Origin of the sequence: Streptomyces sp. NPDC059373 (assembly GCF_042751495.1) — a bacterium.
Taxonomy (GTDB): Bacteria; Actinomycetota; Actinomycetes; order Streptomycetales; family Streptomycetaceae; genus Actinacidiphila.
The window spans coordinates 41,516-59,870 of record NZ_JBHYXC010000013.1; the positions used below are offsets into that span (position 1 = coordinate 41,516).

Genomic DNA, 18,355 nt, shown 5'->3' on the forward strand with positions numbered 1-18,355 from the left:
CACAGCCGGCAGCCGCTCGCTGACCCGGGACGACTATCCCATCAGCGGGGATGCCGCCGGCGCGATTGCGGGCTTGGCGGCCGGCGCCCTGGCGTGGCGCAATGCGCTGCTCAGCGCCGGAGCAGCGCCGGAGCAGCGCCGACGCAGCGCCGACGCAGCGCCGACGCAGCGCCGACGCAGCGCCGACGCAGCGCTGACGCAGCGCTGACGCTCCTCCACCGCGTGCGTCCCGCGCGATCTCAGGGGCGGCGCAGCCGCAGCGTGAGGATCTGGAAGGGCCGCAGCTCCAGTGCCAGCGCGCCGTCGGCCGCTGGTGGCAGCTGTTCACCGGGGTTCTCCAGCAGGTCGGTGAGGTGTGCGGCGGTCACCGGGAAGTCGGCGCGCAGGGCGCCGCGGGCCGAGCCGCCGCGGGACTCGTAGATCCGGACCACCACGTCGCCGGAGCGGTCGTCGGCGAGTTTGACGGTCTCCACGGTGATGTCCGGGTTGTCCACGGTGATCAGGGAGGGACCGCCCGCGGGGGCCGAACCGGCGGGCCGCAGGGGCAGGTTGAGGGCGTAGCCGGCGGCGATCGCGTCGTCGATGCCTGCGCCCACGACGAGGCCGTACGTGAAGGAGTGCCGGCCGCGGTCGGCCTGGGGGTCGGGGCTGTGGGGGGAACGGAGCAGGGAGAGCCGGAGGGTGGTGGTGGAGCCGCCGTCGTCGCGGGTCAGGCGGGAGACGTCGTGGCCGTATGTCGAGTCGTTGACGACTGCCGCGCCCCAGCCGTGTTCGCCGACGTGCACCCAGCGGTGGGCCCAGAGTTCGAAGCGGGCGGCGTCCCAGCTGGTGTTCTCGTGGGTGGGGCGCTGGACATGGCCGAACTGGATCTCGGCGCTTTCGGTTTCCGCGTGCACGTTCAGCGGCCAGGCGGCCTTGAGCAGGGTGTCCCGCTCCTGCCAGTCGATGTCGGTGCGGACGGTCAACTGGGCGCTGCCAGCGGTCAGTTCGAGATGCTGCACCAGATGTGAGGCGCCGAAGGACCGCTCGACGCGGACGCTTGCCAGCAGTGGACCGGCCTCGGTGACCTCCACGGCGGTGGCGTCGGTGAGGTCGCGGGCGGTGTCGCGGTAGTAGTGGTCGATGTTCCACGCGCTCCACAGGTTCGGGTCGTCCGGGTGGAGTTGGAGCAGATTGCCGGGCCGGTCCGGGGCGAGGGCCTCGCGGTTCGCCCGCAGGTCGTACACCGACCGCACCAGGCCGTCGGCGTCGATCCGGACGCGTACGACCGCGTTGTCGAGGGTGATGCCGTCCTCGTCCTGCCGCACCACGACGGGCGGCAGCTGCGAGAGGACCGCGCGGCCGGCGCCGAGCGGGGGTGCCTCGACCAGGACGGCGCGCCGCCCGTCGGACAGGGGCTGTCCCTCCTGCGTGGACCCCTCCTGCGTGGACCCCTCGGGCAGGACGGTCACCTCGCGGCGCGCGTAGGGACCGGCGTTGTAGAAGGCGAGGCCTTCCCCGCCGCGCAGCGCGGTGCCGATCACCTCGGCCAGCTCCGCCTGGAGTTCGCGGTGCACGGCCTCCGCTTCCTGGTGGACCCAGGCGATGGAGGAGCCCGGCAGGATGTCGTGGAACTGGTGCAGCAGTACCCGCCGCCAGATCGACTCGAGCTGCTCGTACGGATAGGGCGTCTGGTTGCGTACGGTCGCGGCGACCGACCACAGTTCGGCCTCGCGCAGCAGTGCCTCGGCCCGCCGGTTGCCCCGTTTGGTGCGGGCCTGGCTGGTGTAGGTGCCGCGGTGGTTCTCCAGATACAGCTCGCCGCGCCACACCGGCAGCCGTGCGTACTCCGAGCGGGCGGCGTCGAAGAAGGCGGACGGGCCGGCGACTTCGACCTTGACCGAGCCCTCCAGGTCGCGCAGCCGCCGGGCGCGTTCCAGCATGTCGCGGATGGGACCGCCGCCGCCGTCGCCGAAGCCGAAGGGGGCCAGGGAGCGGGTCGCGGCGCCCTTGTCGGCGAAATTCCGTTCTGCGTGGGCGAGTTCGGCGCCGGTGATGCTCGCGTTGTAGGTGTCGACCGGCGGGAAGTGCGTGAAGATCCGGGTGCCGTCGATGCCTTCCCAGTGGAAGGTGTGGTGGGGCAGCCGGTTGGTCTCGTTCCACGACAGCTTCTGGGTGAGGAACCAGCTCGCCCCGGCCAGCTTGGCGAGCTGCGGATACGCGGCGGTGTAGCCGAAGGAGTCGGGCAGCCACACCCCGTCCTGCGCGATGCCGAACTCCTCGGCGAAGAACCGCCGTCCGAAGATCAGCTGCCGGGCCAGCGCCTCCCCGCCGGGCAGATTGCCGTCGGCCTCCACCCACATCCCGCCGACCGGGGCCCAGTTGCCCTCGGAGACCGCCTTCTTGATCCGGTCGAAGATCTCCGGCCGGTGCTCCTTCATCCACGCGTACTGCTGCGCGGAGGAGCAGGCGAAGACCAGCTCGGGGTACTCGTGTGCCAGCGTCGTCATATTGGTGAAGGTGCGGGCGCACTTGCGGATCGTCTCCCGGATCGGCCACAGCCACGCGGAGTCGATGTGGGCGTGTCCGACGGCGGTGACGGTGTGCGCCGAGGCGTACGCCGGCCGGGACAGGACGTCCGCGAGCCGGTCGCGGGCGGCCTGCGCGGTGCCGGGCACATCGTGCACGTCGACCGCGCCGATGGCGTGCTGCAGCGCCCGGAGGATCTCGTGCCGCCGCGATCCGCCCTCCGGGAGCTGCCGCATCAGCTGGTCCAGTACCTCGATGTCGTGCAGCAGATGCCACACCGCGTCCTCGCGTACCGCGATGTCCGCCTGCCGCAACCGGTAGAGGTGCGCGGTGCCGGCGGTCTCCCTGGATCCGAAGCGGGTGCCGACCGCGTGGGCGCCCTCGATCATCGGATTGGCGGCCAGCTCCACCAGCAGGTCGACCGGCTCGCCGCCCGCCGCGGACTCGGCGAGCAGCACACTGCGGTGGTGCGGGTGCAGCCCCTGGACGGGGGAGCCGGAGGCGTCGTGGACAAAGCCCTCCGCCTGTCCGCCGGGCCCCTTGGACTGGTCGAAGCCGAGGTCGAAGACCGCCTCGACCCGGCGGCCGGCCCACTCCTGGGGGATCCGCCCGGTCGCCTTCAGCCAGGTGGTCGACCAGGGACCGCCCCAGGTCTCGCCGACCTGCATGGGCTCGTACGTGGCTGCCAGCGCGTCCGCCACCGGCACCGGTTCGCCCGGCACGTGCCAGGCGGCGAGATCGAGGGTCAGGGAGCGGCCGTAGAGAGCGGGACGGACCACGTGTGAGAGGAACTTGGTGATCCGCTGTTCGACGATGAGCCGGTCGTCATGCACAGAAGAGCTCTTTCTGCGAGGTGTCTGCCGGTGGCCGGACGGGTTGAGCGATCAACGCTGTGCGATCAGAGGCGTGCGATCAGAGGCGTGCGGTGCGCGGTCAGCGGTGCGCGGCGAGGGCCGCCTCGAAGCGGGCCGCCCACTGGGCCGTGCGGTCGAGATACGCGGTCTCGGCGCGTCTGCCGGTGCGGCCGTACGCGCCCTCGAAGTTCAGGTACTCCAGGGTGCCGGGGGTGCGGGCGGTGGCCGGCTCGATCATGGTGCCCTCGTGCCACTCGTTGAAGGAGGTGATGCTCACCCAGTCGGGCGGCGCGTCGCCGTTGCCGCTGTCGAGCGCGTACGCCCACTCCTGGTCGTAGGTGCTGCCGTCGGCGCGGTCCAGGGTCGGGGTGGTGTTGCCGGGCACCGCACGGTCGTCGATGTAGCCGGGGCCGAGCGACGGCGCCCACACCATGCCGCGGTCCGCGCAGAAGGCGGCGACTCCCGTCCAGTCCGGCTTGTTCGCGGTGGCTATCGCGTCGTACGTGTAGACGCCGCCGAAGTCGCCGATCCGGCTGAGGTCCCAGGTCTGGGCCATGACGATGGCCTGGTCGTCCACCTGGTGCAGCGCCGACCAGTCGACGGTGAGCAGGCTGTTGAAGACGTAGTACGCGGTACGGTTCCCACGCTCGGGGTCGCGGTGGAAGGCGGGGTGGTCGCCGTACTTCTGGGTGAGGTAGCGGATGTCGGCGACGACCGAGTCGGCGTCCCGGCCGCCGTAGGGCTCGATGTGCCAGGCGACCTGGATGCCCTGCTTCGCGGCCGCCTCCAGCACGACCTCGGCCTGCTGGTCCTCGTAACTGCCCTGCCCCCACCAGCTGCTGACCAGCACGCCGGTGCCCGCCTGCCGCAGCCAGCGCATGTGCTGCGCTACGGCGCCGTGCAGGTCTCCGGAGTCGTACGGGCCGAGTACCGGGTAGTAGTTGGCGCTGATGTCGTCCGGCGGGGTGAGCGAGCCCTGCGGCCAGTGCCGCCACTGGCCGTAGAAGTCGGGGTTGCCGTACCAGGGGTAGTAGAAGATGTGGGTGTGCCGGGAGACCCGGCCGGGGGAGGCGGCGGGGGCGGCGCCTGCGGCGGGGGCGGCGGCGCCCACCAGCGCTGCCGCGCCGGCGGCAGCGGTGCCTGCGAGGAAGGTGCGGCGGGAAGGCGATGTGCGGGATGTGCGGGGCATCAGCTCTCTCCTTCGGTTTCGGTGGTACGCCAGGTGCGCCGTGGGGTGAACCCCAGAAGACCGGTGCAAGCGGCGGAGTCGAACAGCGTGGCGTGTCCGCGCACTTCGGAGCGCAGCGGCACACCCGGGTGGTGCCGGGCCATCAGTTCGGCGGACGGCACGGTCGAGGTGGTGTCGGGGGCGGTGACGTTGACGACGTGGCAGCCCTGGACCTGCGACTCCAGGGCCAGCCGGATCGCGGTGGCGGCGTCCCGGGTGTGCAGCCAGCCCCACAGGTCGTGCCGCTGGGCGGCGGGGTCGTCCGCGCAGGTCGCCAGGAAGTGGGCCAGCCGCTCCCCGGTGCCGGTGAAGGGGAACCGCAGGCACACCACGTCCAGCCCGAAGCGGCGGTGTGCGGTACGGGCCACCTCCTCCATCACCTGCTTGGACAGTCCGTACGGGTCACGGACCAGGCTCGGGTGGCTCTCGTCCAGCGGTACGTAACGCGGCGAGACGGGCACCGGCGACCAGGCCAGGCCCACGGCGGCCATGCTGGAGGCGGCCGCCACCCGGCGTACTCCGGCCCGGCCCGCCTCCTCGAACACCCGGTGCGCGGTATGGCAGTTGTGGGCGAAAAGCGCGCTCGGGTCGGCCACGTTGGGGTGCGGGATCGCCGCGAGGTGCACCACCGCCTCGACGCCGTCCATCGCCTTGCGGACCAGTTCCGGGTCCTGGAGGTCGCCGGTGTGGACGCGGACCGCGCGGGGTTCGTCCACCGGCAGCAGGTCGGTGAGGACGAGGTCGTGGCCGGCCGCCAGCAGTTCTTCGGTGACGTGGCCGCCGATGTGCCCGGCCGCCCCCGTGACCAGGACCCGCATCAGCCCTTCACCGCCCCGACCAGGCCGTTGACGAAGTAGCGCTGGAGGCAGAGGAAGAGCAGGACCACCGGCACCACGACGATCAGCGCGCCGGCCATCAGGTTGTTGTAGTGCGGCACGTTCTCCGAGGAGAGCGTCTGCAGGCCGAGCGGGAGGGTGTACGTGCTCTCGTTGTTGAGCGAGACCCGGGTCAGCAGGTACTCGTTCCAGGTCGGGATCGCGGTGAGCAGCGCCACCGTGATCAGGGCGGGTTTGGTCAGCGGGAGATAGATCCGGGTGAAGACATGGAACTCGTTGGCGCCGTCCACCCGCGCCGACTCCCGCAGTTCCTTGGGCACGGCCGTGAACGCGCCGGTCATCAGCAGCACCGACAGCGGCGCGCCGCCGTTGACGAAGGGCAGGACCAGCCCCATGTGCGTGCCGAGGATGCCCATCGTGTTCTCCAGCAGCACGATCGGCAGCATCACGGTGATGCCGGGCACGAACAGCAGCGCTACGAAGAGCTTCTGGAGCGCGCCGCGGCCGGGGAAGTCCAGCACCGCGAAGGCGTAGCCGGCGGCCGCGTACACCACCAGCGTCAGCACCACGGTCAGTGCCGAGACTTCGACGCTGTTCATGAAGTACCGGAAGAAGTGCAGCTGACTCCAGGTGTTCGCCAGGGTCTGGAACGTCGGGTCGTGCGGGATGAGATGCCCGCCGCGGACGACCTCGACCTGGTTCTTGAACGCCGCGGAGATCATCCAAAGGAAGGGGTAGACGCTGATCAGGCCGTAGAGCGTCAGCAGGAATCCGACGAGCAGCCGGGCGCTGACCCGGCGGGCGCGCACGGCACCCGGGCGGCCCTGACGCGGACCCGGACGGAGGTCCGGACCGAGGTCCGAACGGAAGGGAATCGTTGTCATGTTCTGCTCCGCAGGACTCGCAGGTTGATCAGGGCAAGCACCAGCGCGGCGGCGAACAGCAGCCAGCCCAGCGCGCTCGCGAGGCCGAGGGTCGGCGCGAGGTCCTTCAGGAACGCCAGCCGGTAGGCCTCGAGACCCAGGACGTTGGTGTGGTCGCCGGGGCCGCCGTTGGTCATCACCAGGAAGGTCTGGAAGCCCTGGAGGGAGTCCCGCAGGTTGAGCAGGACGACGATCGCGGTGATCGGTCTGACCAGCGGCCACACCACCGAGGCGTTCGTCCGCCACCAGCCGGCACCGTCCAGCTGCACGGCCTCCAGAACACTGCGGTCGATGGTCTGCAGCCCGGTCAGGTACAGCAGCATCGCGACCGGCACCGCGCCCCACACCGACACCACGATCATCGTGGGCAGCGCGGTGTTCGGATTGCCGAGCCAGCCCTGCGGCTGGGACAGAGACCCCAGGCCGACGCTGCTGAGCAGGGTGTTGACCGCACCGTCCGGCTGGAGGATGTACTGCCACGCGAAGAACACCGCGATGCCGCTGGTGACGTACGGCACGAAGTACACCGAGCGCAGCAGGGTCTGCATCCGCCTGGCCGAGTTGAGCAGCACCGCCAGCGGGAAGGAGACCAGGACCGTCAGCAGCGGCACGGCGACCATCACGTAGAAGGTCTGGGTGGCCGCGTGCCGGACGCGTGGCGCGTAGGCGGGGTTGGCCCACAGCAGGTCCTTGTAGTTCTGCAGGCCGACCCAGTCCCAGTGGGGTGCGAAACCGTTCCAGCGGGCGAAGCTCAGCGCGAAGCCGTAGCCGACGGTGTACAGGCCCATGACCGCGAAGAGCACCACGGCGGGGGCGACGAACAGATAACCGGAGACCGCCTCGTAGCCGCGGCGCCGCGGGGTGCGGGTCCGGCGGCCGAGCGCGCCCGTACCGGCCGGCCGGGGTGCCGGGTCCCGGCCGGCCGCGGTCGTCTCCGTGAGGGTGGGACGGGGCGCCGTGGTCACTTCGACGTCGCCCAGAAGGAGTTGTTAAGCTTGGCCATCCCGGTGGCGGTCTGGGCCACGCTCTTCTGGTTCAGCGGCGTCAGATCGGCCAGCACCTCACCCATCGAGTCCTGGTCGTAGGTGGGCGGCCGGAAGGTGTTGTCGCTCGGGTCGTAGGTGGTGTCCGGCGTGCCGACGAAGGCCTTGAGCATGTCGGCGATCGTCGGGCCCATCACCGAGGCGGTGTCGGCGCCCAGTTCGGTGGCGGGCACGTCGGTGGCGTCCTTGGCGAACTTCGAGGCGACCTTCTGGCCGGCCAGGAACTTCATCCACTTCTCGGCGTTGTCGGGGTGCCGGCTGGTGGAAGTGACCGTCAGACCGGTGAGCGCCAGCGGGCCGAGCGCGCGCTGCGGGACCGCGCCGTTCTTGGGGGCGGGCAGGCCGAAGGCCATCACGTCGTCGGGGTTCATCCCGTTCTGCTTGAGGAACGCCAGCGTGAAGGTGCCGCCGATGTCCCAGGCGGACTTGCCCTGGGCGAACGCCTGGTCGGCGGTGTCGATGTCGAGCGTCTGCGTGCCGGGCATCCAGTACCGCTGGAGCTGGGCGTACTGGCCGAGCACCTTGGCGCCGTCGGGGGAGGCGAAGTTCTGCGAGGCGTCCTTGCCGAACAGCGCCTGGTACTTCGTCTTGCCCAACTCGGCGAACGCCAGCGGCTGGAGTACCCAGGTCAGGCCGGTCGCCTTGACCTTCAGGCCCAGGCTCATGCCGCCGTTCTTGGGGTCCTTGGCGGTGGTGGCCTTCAGGTCGGCGAGGAACTCCTCCCAGGTGGCGGGGGGTTTGGTGATCCCGGCGGCGGCGAGCATCTTCTTGTTCGCCATCACGATGCCGAAGGTGCCCGAGGTGAAGGGCACGCTGAACCGCTGGCCCTTCTGCACGCCGTGGGTCTTGGAGTCGGCGGGCAGCGACTCGGTGTACTTCGCGTCGGTGACGGTGCCGGAGATCTGAACGCCCTTCTGGTACAGGCCGCTCCAGTCGCTGCCGACGTCCGCCGAGATGTCCTTGGCGATGCCGGTCGCGCCCAGCACGAGGTCCTCGCCGTCGGAGTGGGTCTCCAGCACGTCGGGCAGATCGTGGGTCTTGGCCGCCGCCTGCACCTTGGTGGTGTACGCGTCGTCGGGACCGTACGCCTCGATCTTGACGGTGATGCCGGTCTGCTTCTTGAACTCGGCGGCGGCGTTGCGCAGTCCGGCCACGTGAGACTGCTTGAAGGTCCACATCTGGAGCGAGTTGCTGTCACTCGAGCTGGACGAGCCGCCACACGCGGCCAGCGGCGTCAGCGAGAGGACGGTCGCCACCGCGGCTGCGGTGAGTCTGGTTTTCGAGGTACTCGGGCGAAATCCTGTGAAAGGTATACGCATGGCCCCTACCTACTGTTCGATCGTTCAGAAGACCGAATGACGTTGGAGTACCTGAACTTAGGGTCGCGTTTGATATAGCGTCAAGACGCGCGTTGCGATGAGAGTGGGCACATTGCGGGCCGTCAGATGTCGGCACGGGAGCGGAGGATCAGTGGAATCGGTGGCGGAAGCGGCGCGCGGGCGCAAGCCCGAGGAGGTCAAGTCGGCGGCTCGGGTCCTGGAGGTGCTCGAGCTGCTCGGTGCCGACGGCGCCCGGCTGTCGCTCGCGGAGATGGCCGCGGCGATGGCTGTGCCGAAGAGCAGCCTGCACGCCATCCTGCGGACCATGGAGGCCCGCAGATGGGTGGATCTCGACCCCTCGGGCACCCGGTACAGCCTCGGCCTCAAGGCCCTGCTCACCGGCACGGCCTTCCTGGAGGGCGACGACGTGACGAGCCTGGCGGGACCGGTGCTCGACGCGCTGGCCGAAGAGACCGGCGAGGCCGTCCACTTGGGCAGGCTCGACGGCACCCACGTCGTCTACCTGGCCAAACGCGAGTCGCGGCATGCACTGCGGATGTACTCCGCGGTCGGCCGCAGGCTGCCCGCGCATGCCACGGGACTCGGCAAGGCGGTGCTCTCGCAGTACGATCCGGCCGAGGTGCAGCGCCGGCTCGACTGGCCGCTGGAGCGGCTCACCCCCAACACCGTCACCGATCCGGACGCCTTCCTCGCCCAGCTCGCCGAGGCCCGGCTGCGCGGCTGGGCGGTCGACGACGGCGAGAACTCGGTCGACATCCGTTGTGTCGCGGTGCCGCTCGGCGGCGGCCAGGGCGACGACGCCATCAGCTGTTCCGCGCCGGCGAGCCGGATGGACGACGCCCGCCTGGAGGAGGTCGCGCAGGCGGTGACCGAGGCCGCGCACTCGCTGAGCACCCTGCTCAAACGGCTCGGGCAGCACTGAGGGCGCCTACGGCTGGGGGGAGTTGATCCGCGCCTCTGGGTTTGTCAAAGTGATTGACAAACCCGGCGAGGCCTCTTTACGTTCGTGGATCAGTACGTCATTCCGCTACCTGTACGCCTCGATATGTGCTCCGGCATGTGCCACCCGTACGTGGGGGTTCCGCATGACACTGCATGATGCCCGCCCGGCGCCGCTCGCCCCCGCACCCTGGGTCGATGAGCGCGGCGCCAAGATCCGCATCACGGCCGTCCGTACCTTCCTGACCGCCCCGCATGGCTGTCCGCACCTCATCGTGCGCGTCGAGACCAGCGAACCGGGGCTCTACGGCCTCGGCTGCGCCAGCGACCCGCAGCGCACCCTGGCCGTCCGCTCGGTCCTCGACGAGTACGTCGCCCCCCTGCTGGTCGGCCGCGACCCCGACGACATCGACGACCTCCACCGTCTGCTGCTCAACAGCGCCTACTGGCGGGGCGGTTCGATCACCGGCAACGCCCTCGGCGGCATCGACGTCGCCCTGTGGGACCTCAAGGCCAAACGCCTCGGGGCGCCGCTGTACTCCCTGTTCGGCGGCCGGGTCCGCGCCTACGCGGAGGCCTACACCCACGTCGACGGCCGCGACGCGGCAGAGATCGCCGACAAGGTGCGGGCCGCCCGCGACCGCGGCTACCGGCACGTCCGCATCCAGGCCGCGGTCCCCGGCGCCGACACCTACGGCACCGCCAACGGCGTCGATCCGGCGGCGATACGTGCCCGGCGCGCGCCCTGGGACGGCGCCGGCTATCTGCGGTACGTGCCCGGGGTGCTCACCCGGGTCCGGGAACTGGTCGGCGACGACGTTGAGTTGCTGCACGACGTGCACGAACGGCTCGACCCGCGCCAGGCCAGGGACTTCCTGCGGCGGATCGAGGACGCCGGGCTGTACTTCGTGGAGGACCTGCTCGCGCCCGAGGACGCCGGGCACTTCAAGCGGCTGCACGACGCCTCGCCGGTCCCGCTCGCCGTCGGCGAACTCTTCCACGACCCTGCCCAGTTCACCGCGCTGCTGCTCGGCCCCGACATCGACTTCGCCCGGCTGCGGATCCCCACCCTCGGCGGCCTCACCCCGGCCCGGAAGATCGCCGCGCTGTGCGAACTGCGCGGCGTACGGCTCGCCCCGCACGGCCCCGCCGACGTCAGCCCGATCGCGCAGGCCGCCACCCTGGCCCTGGACATCTCCAGCCACGCCTTCGGAGTCCAGGAGGCCGCGGTCTTCAAGGACCCCGTCCACGAGGTCTACCCCGGCACGATCACCGCCCTGAACGGCGGACTCGTCCCGCCCGAAACCCCCGGCCACGGCGTCGACTTCGACGAGGCCGCCGCCCGCCGCCACCCCGTACCCGAACCCCTGGCCCACGACCGCTGGGCCCTGCTGCGCAACACCGATGGGAGCGTGCAACGCCCATGACCGATCCCCTACGACGGGCCCTCGTCGTCCGCGGCGGCTGGGAGGGCCACTCGCCGGTGGCGATCACGGACACCTTCCTGCCCTTCCTCAAGGACCACGGCTTCACCGTCGAGACCTCCGAGACCCTCGACGTCTACACCGACGCCGAACTGCTCGCCGCCACCGACCTGATCGTCCAGTGCTGGACCCAGGACGAGATCAGCGCCGAGCAGACCCGGGGCCTGACCGCCGCCGTACGGGCCGGCACGGGTTTCGCCGGCTGGCACGGCGGGATCATCGACTCCTTCCGCGGCGACGTGGACTACCAGATCCTCACCGGCGGGCAGTTCCTGATGCACCCGCACGGCTTCGTCGAGTACACCGTCAACCTGGTGCCCGACCGGGCCGGTCACCCGGTGACCGCCGGGCTCGCCGACTTCACCGTCCACACCGAGCAGTACTGGGTCATGACCGACCCGGACATCGACGTACTCGCCACCACCACCTTCGCCACCGGCTTCCCCGCGGGCGAGGACCGCGACCACCCGGTGGTGATGCCCACCGTGTGGACCAGGACCCGCGGACAGGGGCGGGTCTTCGTCTCCGCGATCGGCCACAAGCCCGACGACTTCGATGTACCCGAGGTACGGACGCTCACCGAGAGGGGACTGTTGTGGGCCAGCCGCTGAGGATCGGAATGGTCGGCGCAGGCAAGATCAGCGGCGCCTACCTGGACACCCTGGACCGCCTGCCGGGGCTACGCCTCACCGCCGTCACCGACCTCGACCCGGGCCGCGCCAAGGAGGCGGCGGAACGGGCCGGGGCCGAAGTGGCGGGCAGCGTCGCCGAGTTGGTGGTCCGTGACGACGTGGACGCGGTACTCAACCTGACCATCCCCGCCGCCCACGCCGAGGTCGCGCTCGCCGCGGTCGCCGCCGGCAAGCACGTCTACGGCGAGAAGCCGCTCGCCGCCACCCGCGAGGAGGCCGCCGCCGTCCTGGCCGCCGCGCGGGACGCGGGAGTACGCGTCGGCAGCGCGCCCGACACCGTGCTCGGCACCGGCACCCAGACCGCCCGCAAGGCCGTGGACGACGGGCTGATCGGCACCCCGGTGGCCGCGACCGCCTTCATGACCACCCCCGGCCACGAGGCCTGGCACCCCGACCCGGAGTTCTACTACCGCCCCGGCGGCGGGCCGCTGCTCGACATGGGCCCCTACTACCTCTCGGCACTGGTCCACCTGCTGGGCCCGGTCGTCAAGGTCACCGGCGCCGCCTCCACCCCCCGCGCCGAGCGGGAGATCGGCAGCGGACCACGGGCCGGGCAGCGCTTCCCCGTGGAGGTCGACACCCATGTGACCGGGGTGCTGGAACACGCCGGCGGCGCACTGTCCACGCTGCTCATGAGCTTCGACATTCACGCCGCCCGGCTGCCCCGCATCGAGGTGCACGGGACCGCCGGCTCGCTGTCGGTACCCGACCCCAACGGCTTCGAGGGCCAGGTGGAACTGCATGCGGCCGGCGGCGGCTGGGAAGCCCTTCCGGTATCCGCCGGCTACCCCGGGGCCGGGCGCGGCACCGGCCTCGCCGACCTCGCGGAGGCCCTCGCGGCCGGCCGTCCGCACCTGGCGTCGGCCGAACTCGCCGAACACGTACTGGATGTGATGCTCACCCTGCTGGACGCGGCACACGCCGGGACGTCCCTTCCGGTGACGACGAGCTGCGAGCGGCCGGCCCCCGTACTGCGGTAACAGCGCGAATTCACGGCGGCGGGAAGAGGCGAGAGTCCTCCCGCCGCCTTTCGCCGTTCCGAATGTCAGGCGAATTACCTTACAGGACGGCCCGATTGTGGCTTCGAATTAGCCTGACGTTGATGTTTCAGCAGGTCAGGACCTGCGATAAGGAGGAATTCGCACGAGCCGTTGACTTGATAACACACATGGTTTTACATGGCTGTTACTGGCTGGACAGGAAGGGCTGCCCATGCATGACCGGATTGTCTCCGGCGAAGAACGCATAGCCGCATTCCTCGCCGATCGGCTGCGTCCCGCGCTCTATCCGCAGCGGATCCCCATGGACGTCGGCGCCTGGCACCTCCAGGGCGAGCCGGTCCCCGCGGAGGTGGCGCTGCGCGCCGACTACACCCCGTTCGCGGTGGGCGAGCCCTGGGGCAAGCCATGGGCCACCACCTGGTTCAGCACCGAGGCGACCGTCCCCGAGCGCTGGGCGGGCCGCCGGGTCGAGGCGCTCTTCGACCTCGGCTCCGGTGGTTCCGGATCGGAGGGCCGCGCCGAAGGGCTGGTGCACGACGAGCACGGCATCCCGCTCCAGGGCCTGCATCCGCACCTCGGCGCGGTGCTGGTCGCCGCCTCCGCCACCGGCGGCGAGCCGGTACGGCTGCTGGTGGAGGCCGCCGCCAACCCGTACATCGAGGGCGGCAGCGGCGCCGGCACCCGCTACGGCGACCCCGTCACCGCGGGCGACGTACCGCTGTACAGGCTGCGCCGTGCCGATCTTGCCGTACGGGACGAGGAGGTGTGGCAGCTCATCCACGATGCGGAGACCCTGGACGCCCTGATGCGGGCGCTGCCCATGGACACGCCCCGCAGACACGAGATCCGGGTCGCGCTGGAGCGCGCGGCCGACGCCGTCGACCCCCGGGCCGTCGCCCGTACCGCCGCCCGCGCCCGCGAGGTGCTCGCTCCCGTCCTCGCCCGGCGCGCACACGACTCCGCGCACACCCTCGCCGCCGTCGGTCACGCCCACATCGACTCCGCCTGGCTGTGGCCGGTTCGCGAGACCGTACGCAAATGCGCCCGCACCTTCAGCACCATGGCCGCGCTCGTCGAGGAGTATCCCGAACTCGTCGTCGCCGCCTCTTCCGCGCAGCACTACGCGTGGATGAAGGAGCACCATCCCCATGTCTTCGAGCGGATACGCAAAGCGGTAGCGGACGGCAACTGGGCGCCGGTGGGCGGCATGTGGGTGGAGGCCGACGCCGAACTGCCCGGCGGGGAGGCGCTGGTCCGCCAGTTCGTCCTGGGCCGCCGGTTCTTCCGCGACGAGCTCGGGGCGGACGGCGACGGGGTGTGGCTGCCCGACGCTTCGGGGGCCTCCGCCGCCTTCCCCCAGCTCGCCGTGCTCGCCGGGGCCCGGTGGTTCCTCACCCGGCGGCCGGAGGGCGGTTCCGCACCGGCTCACCACACCTTCCGCTGGGAGGGCATCGACGGCACCACGCTCTTCACCCACCTCGCGCCAGGAGCCCCGCTGGGGTCGTCCCTGACGGGTGGTGAACTCGCCTCCGCCGTGGCCGAGTTCGCCGACAAGGGAGTCGCGACCCGCTCCTTGCTGCCCTTCGGCCGCGCCGACGGCGGCCCCGACCGGTCGATGCTGGAACGTGCCCGTAGGACCGCCGACCTGGAGGGCTCCCCGCGGGTCGCTCTGCGCTCCCCGGCGCGCTTCTTCCGCGAGGCCGAGCAGGAGTACGCCCACGCGCCGGTCTGGCGCGGCGAGTTGGACCTTGCCGCACATTCCGGGTCGTACACCAGCCAGGCCCGCACCAAGCGGGGCAACCGGGCCAGTGAATCGTTTCTGCACGAAGCCGAGCTGTGGTCCGCGACGGCCGCCGTACGGCACGGTGTCCCGTACCCCTACCAGGAGTTGGACAGGCTCTGGAAGAAGGTGCTGCTCCAGCAGTGCCACGACATCCTGCCGGGAACGTCCATCGCCTGGGTGCACGAGGAGGCCGAGCAGACGCATCGCGAGGTACGCCGGCGGCTCGAACGGCTGATCCGCCGGGCGGCCGGCGATCCCGAGGGGGCGACCGTCCTCAACTCCGGGCCGCGGGCCCGGCGGGAGGTCGTCGTGCTCGGGCCGGAGAGCCCGAGCCGGGAAGGCCAGGTGCTCTCCGACGGGCGGGTGGCCGTACTGGCCGAGGCACCCGCCCTCGGGACGGGGGCGGCGGGCCTCCCGCTCGGCGACACCACACCGGTGTCGCTGTCCGCCGACGGCCCCGAACTCGTCCTGGACAACGGTCTGTTGCGGATCCGGGTGGACGGCGCCGGCCTGGTGCGTTCCCTGCTCGACCTCGCCTCGGGCCGAGAGGCCATCGCCCCCGGCGAGGCCGGGAATCTGCTGCAGCTCCACCGGGACGAACCCGCCGGGTTGAGCGCCCTGCACCTCGATCCGCGCGACCGCCGCGATCTGCGGACCGCGCAGAGCGTGACGATACGGGAGCGTGGCCCGCTGCTCGCCTCGATCCGGGTGGTACGCGGCACGGGACGGTCAACCGTCGTGCAGGAGCTGAGCCTGACCGCAGGCGGGCGGGCCCTCACCGTCGACACGGAGGTCGACTGGCGCGAGCAGGACACCGTACTGAAGGCCGCATGGCCGCTCGACGTGCACGCCGAACACAGCCGCGCGGAAGTGCAGTTCGGGCATGTCGTCCGGCCCACCCACGACAACACCGACCGGGACGCCGCCCGCAGTGAGGCCTTCGCGCACCGCTGGATCCACGTCGCCGAACACGGCTGGGGCGTCGCCCTGGCCACCGACTCCTGCTACGGCTACGACGTCACCCGCCACACCAGGACCGGGGGCGGCACCACCACGGTGCTGCGCACCACCCTGCTGCGCGCCCCGCACAGCCCCGACCCGCACGCCGACCGCGGCCTCCACCGCTTCCGCCACACCCTGCGCCCCGGTGCCGGGACGGACGACGCGATCTCCGAGGGCTATGCGCTCAACCTGCCGCTGCGGCCGGGGCCCGCCGCCCCGCCGAGCCCGCCGCTGATCAGCGTGGACCACCCCGACGTCCTCGTGGAGACGGTGAAGCTCGCGGACGACCGCAGCGGCGACGTGGTGGTCCGGCTCTACGAGTCGCGGGGCGGCCGCGCGCGCTGCACCGTGACCGCCGGCTTCCCCGTGACCGCCGTGCGCGAGACCGACCTTCTGGAAGAGCGCCTCGCCGACCATCCCCAGGTGGAGGGCCGCACCGTGCTGACGCTGCGCCCCTTCCAGGTGCTGACCCTGCGGCTGGTGCGGGGGAGCGGGGACGGCCGTGGCTGAGGCGAGCGCCGGGGGCCCAGGAGCCGCCGACGAGCTTGCCGTGGTGCGGGGTTGGGCAGCCGGAGGCGGGGTGCTCGCCACGCGGGCGCGGGTGGTGCTGCTGGCCGCCGAAGGGTTCCGGGACGCGGAGATCTCACGGCGGCTCGGGGTGTCGCGGCAGACCGTCGGGACCTGGCGGCACCGCTGGCAGAGCGCCGGGCTGGCCGGGATCCAACAGCGGCCGCGGACCGGGCGGCCGGCCACCGTCGACGAGGCGGAGGTGGTCACCCGCGCGCTTCTCGCGCCCGGCGGCAGCGGGGCCAGCCGGGCCATCGCCCGCGAACTCGGCCTGTCCCACGCCACGGTGGCCGCCATCCGGCGCCGCTGGCGGCTCAGCACGGACGGCACCCCGGCCCCCCAGGTGCCCGCCCGGCCGCCGCTGCCCGGCGCCGACGTCTGGGTGATGGGCCTGTACGCCGACCCGCGCCGCGCCGTCCTGCTGACCGGCACCCGCACCACCGCCCCGCCCTCCGCCGCCGTCGCCACGGTGATCGGCGCGGAGGTGCTGGCCGCCCTGACCCGCGCCCTCGACACCTTGCGCCCGGCCGGCCCGCCGTCCGTCGACACGTACGACGACGACCTGGCCGGGTACCTCGACGAAGCCGCCACCCGCCATCCGGACATCGCGCTCCACGCGATCACCCTGTGGGACACGGCAGAGCCGCCGCCCGATGCGGGGGCTCGTACCGGCCCCGGCGGTGAACCGCTCACCGCCGGCGTCACCCGTCACCTTCCGCCCGCCAACGCGACGGCGCTCGGCTTCTTCCGCGCCATGATCGCCCTCGACAGCACCAGCCACCCCGAGTCGTCCCGCCGGGTCCACCTCGATCTGATCGCCGCCCTGGAACGCGACGGCACCCACGTCCGCTGGCTTCGGGAAAGCGTCGCCGGGCACCTGAGAACACCCCAGGAGCCCTCACCCCCCACCTCCAGCGGGGTCAACCAGATCGACCTCGGGTCGTTCAACGAATGCGTGGTCATCGAGTCCGTACGGCTGTCCGGCACGATCACCCGCGGCGAGATCGCCCACCGCACCGGCCTCACCCAGCAGTCCGTCTCACGGATCGCCCGGTCGCTGCTGGACCGGGGCATCCTGGTGGAGGACGCCCAGCGCAGGGCCACCTCGGGCAAGCCCAGGACGCCGGTGCGGCTGTGCGGGACCGCGGCGCACGCACTCGGCCTGCACATCGACCCCGAAGTGCTGACCGCCGTCGTGATCGACCTGGACGGCGCGATCGTGTGCACGTGTACGCGGCCGGTGAGCGCCGACATCGACCCCGGGGAGTTCGTGGCGCAGGTGGTGGCGCTGGGCCGGGAGGCGCTGGAGAAGGCCCGCGGCTCGGTGCGGGAGGACGGCTTCCTCGGGATCGGCGTCGCAGTGCCCGGCCCGGTGGACATCGCCTCCGGCACGGTGCTCGGCCCGCCGCTGCTGACGGCGTGGAACGACCTGCCGCTGCTGTACCTGCTCAAGGACCACTTCCCGTGCCTGGTGATCATCGAGAAGGACTCGCTGGCCGCCGCGGCGGGGGAGCGGTGGATCGGCCGCGACCGCAGGGCGCGCGACTTCGCGTACCTCTACCTGGGTACGGGTGTCGGCTCGGGCCTGTACCTCAACGGCGACCTCTACCGCGGGGTGAGCGCCAACGCCGGGGAGTTCGGCCAGCTCTGCGCGATAGCCCTCGGCCGCACCGGACCCGACGGCCGCCCCGAGATGGTGCCGGAGTGCAACCCGCCCGTGTCCGTACCGGAGTTCGCCGCCCGCCGCGGCGTACGGGGCAGCGAGGCCGCCCACGGCAGTACGGCCGCCTACCGCGCGGTGGGCCGGGCGGCGGCGGCCGGTGACCCGGCGGCGGTCGCGGCTCTGCGGGACGTCGCCGGAGCGATCGGGCGCGGCGCGCTCGGCCTGGTCGACCTGCTGGACATCGACCTGATCGTGCTCGGCGGACCCTTCTTCACGGACGACGTGGCCGCCTTCTACCTGGAAGAGATCGGCCGGGTGGTCAACGACTTCCCGACCGCCCGCCGGCTGCGCCATGTGGAGGTGGAGCGGTCCGTGCTGAGCGCGGAGGCCGCCGCCGTGGGCGCCGCCTCCACCATCTTCCACGCCACCTTCACCCCCAGGCTGCGCGGCCGCGACCGCGCATGACCCACCCCTGACCCACCCCCACCCGAT

General features: G+C 71.8%; 12 protein-coding genes. 6 read left to right on the forward strand and 6 right to left on the reverse strand.

The window, feature by feature from the left end:
- Positions 1–239 precede the first annotated feature (239 nt).
- The 6 genes from ACFXJ5_RS19410 to ACFXJ5_RS19435 form a co-directional block, all read right to left on the reverse strand.
- Positions 240–3,341 carry an alpha-mannosidase gene (locus tag ACFXJ5_RS19410; protein ID WP_384632020.1) on the reverse strand — a complete coding sequence of 1,034 codons (3,102 nt, stop codon included), beginning with the start codon at positions 3,339–3,341 and terminating at the stop codon, positions 240–242.
- A gap of 100 nt (positions 3,342–3,441) precedes the next feature.
- Positions 3,442–4,551, reverse strand: a complete 1,110-nt coding sequence (locus ACFXJ5_RS19415; RefSeq protein ID WP_384632023.1) for a glycoside hydrolase family 99 protein — start codon at positions 4,549–4,551, stop codon at positions 3,442–3,444.
- Positions 4,551–5,408: an NAD-dependent epimerase/dehydratase family protein gene (locus ACFXJ5_RS19420; RefSeq protein ID WP_384632026.1), complete on the reverse strand. Its 858-nt coding sequence runs from the start codon at positions 5,406–5,408 to the stop codon at positions 4,551–4,553. Before ACFXJ5_RS19420 ends, ACFXJ5_RS19415 begins: the two co-directional genes overlap by 1 nt.
- Complete coding sequence (locus ACFXJ5_RS19425; protein ID WP_384632028.1) at positions 5,408–6,310, reverse strand: carbohydrate ABC transporter permease; 903 nt, start codon at positions 6,308–6,310, stop codon at positions 5,408–5,410. The genes ACFXJ5_RS19420 and ACFXJ5_RS19425 overlap by 1 nt, the downstream gene beginning before the upstream one ends.
- Complete coding sequence (locus tag ACFXJ5_RS19430; protein WP_384632031.1) at positions 6,307–7,314, reverse strand: carbohydrate ABC transporter permease; 1,008 nt, start codon at positions 7,312–7,314, stop codon at positions 6,307–6,309. Before ACFXJ5_RS19430 ends, ACFXJ5_RS19425 begins: the two co-directional genes overlap by 4 nt.
- Positions 7,311–8,648, reverse strand: a complete 1,338-nt coding sequence (locus ACFXJ5_RS19435; RefSeq protein WP_384632034.1) for an ABC transporter substrate-binding protein — start codon at positions 8,646–8,648, stop codon at positions 7,311–7,313. Before ACFXJ5_RS19435 ends, ACFXJ5_RS19430 begins: the two co-directional genes overlap by 4 nt.
- Before the next feature lie 223 nt (positions 8,649–8,871).
- Between ACFXJ5_RS19435 and ACFXJ5_RS19440 the strand changes: the two genes are divergently transcribed.
- From ACFXJ5_RS19440 to ACFXJ5_RS19465, 6 genes are all read left to right on the forward strand, one after another.
- Positions 8,872–9,654, forward strand: coding sequence for an IclR family transcriptional regulator (locus ACFXJ5_RS19440; RefSeq protein WP_384632037.1), 783 nt, complete (start codon positions 8,872–8,874; stop codon positions 9,652–9,654).
- A 163-nt stretch (positions 9,655–9,817) separates the two neighbouring features.
- Positions 9,818–11,098 carry an enolase C-terminal domain-like protein gene (locus ACFXJ5_RS19445; RefSeq protein ID WP_384632040.1) on the forward strand — a complete coding sequence of 427 codons (1,281 nt, stop codon included), beginning with the start codon at positions 9,818–9,820 and terminating at the stop codon, positions 11,096–11,098.
- Positions 11,095–11,766, forward strand: a complete 672-nt coding sequence (locus tag ACFXJ5_RS19450) for a ThuA domain-containing protein (protein WP_384632043.1) — start codon at positions 11,095–11,097, stop codon at positions 11,764–11,766. The genes ACFXJ5_RS19445 and ACFXJ5_RS19450 overlap by 4 nt, the downstream gene beginning before the upstream one ends.
- 8 nt (positions 11,767–11,774) lie before the next feature.
- Positions 11,775–12,827, forward strand: coding sequence for a Gfo/Idh/MocA family protein (locus tag ACFXJ5_RS19455; protein ID WP_384632045.1), 1,053 nt, complete (start codon positions 11,775–11,777; stop codon positions 12,825–12,827).
- Positions 12,828–13,059: 232 nt separating this feature from the next.
- Positions 13,060–16,143, forward strand: a complete 3,084-nt coding sequence (locus ACFXJ5_RS19460; RefSeq protein WP_384632047.1) for an alpha-mannosidase — start codon at positions 13,060–13,062, stop codon at positions 16,141–16,143.
- Positions 16,136–18,328 carry an ROK family protein gene (locus tag ACFXJ5_RS19465; RefSeq protein ID WP_384632050.1) on the forward strand — a complete coding sequence of 731 codons (2,193 nt, stop codon included), beginning with the start codon at positions 16,136–16,138 and terminating at the stop codon, positions 18,326–18,328. Before ACFXJ5_RS19460 ends, ACFXJ5_RS19465 begins: the two co-directional genes overlap by 8 nt.
- The last annotated feature ends 27 nt before the right edge of the window (positions 18,329–18,355 follow it).

Coding starts and splice junctions, on each gene's coding strand:
- ACFXJ5_RS19425 (WP_384632028.1), bottom strand. CDS start 6,310: ATGACAACGATTCCCTTCCGTTCGGACCTCGGTCCGGACCTCCGTCCG.
- ACFXJ5_RS19455 (WP_384632045.1), top strand. CDS start 11,775: ATGGTCGGCGCAGGCAAGATCAGCGGCGCCTACCTGGACACCCTGGAC.
- ACFXJ5_RS19420 (WP_384632026.1), bottom strand. CDS start 5,408: ATGCGGGTCCTGGTCACGGGGGCGGCCGGGCACATCGGCGGCCACGTC.
- ACFXJ5_RS19450 (WP_384632043.1), top strand. CDS start 11,095: ATGACCGATCCCCTACGACGGGCCCTCGTCGTCCGCGGCGGCTGGGAG.
- ACFXJ5_RS19460 (WP_384632047.1), top strand. CDS start 13,060: ATGCATGACCGGATTGTCTCCGGCGAAGAACGCATAGCCGCATTCCTC.
- ACFXJ5_RS19445 (WP_384632040.1), top strand. CDS start 9,818: ATGACACTGCATGATGCCCGCCCGGCGCCGCTCGCCCCCGCACCCTGG.
- ACFXJ5_RS19415 (WP_384632023.1), bottom strand. CDS start 4,551: ATGCCCCGCACATCCCGCACATCGCCTTCCCGCCGCACCTTCCTCGCA.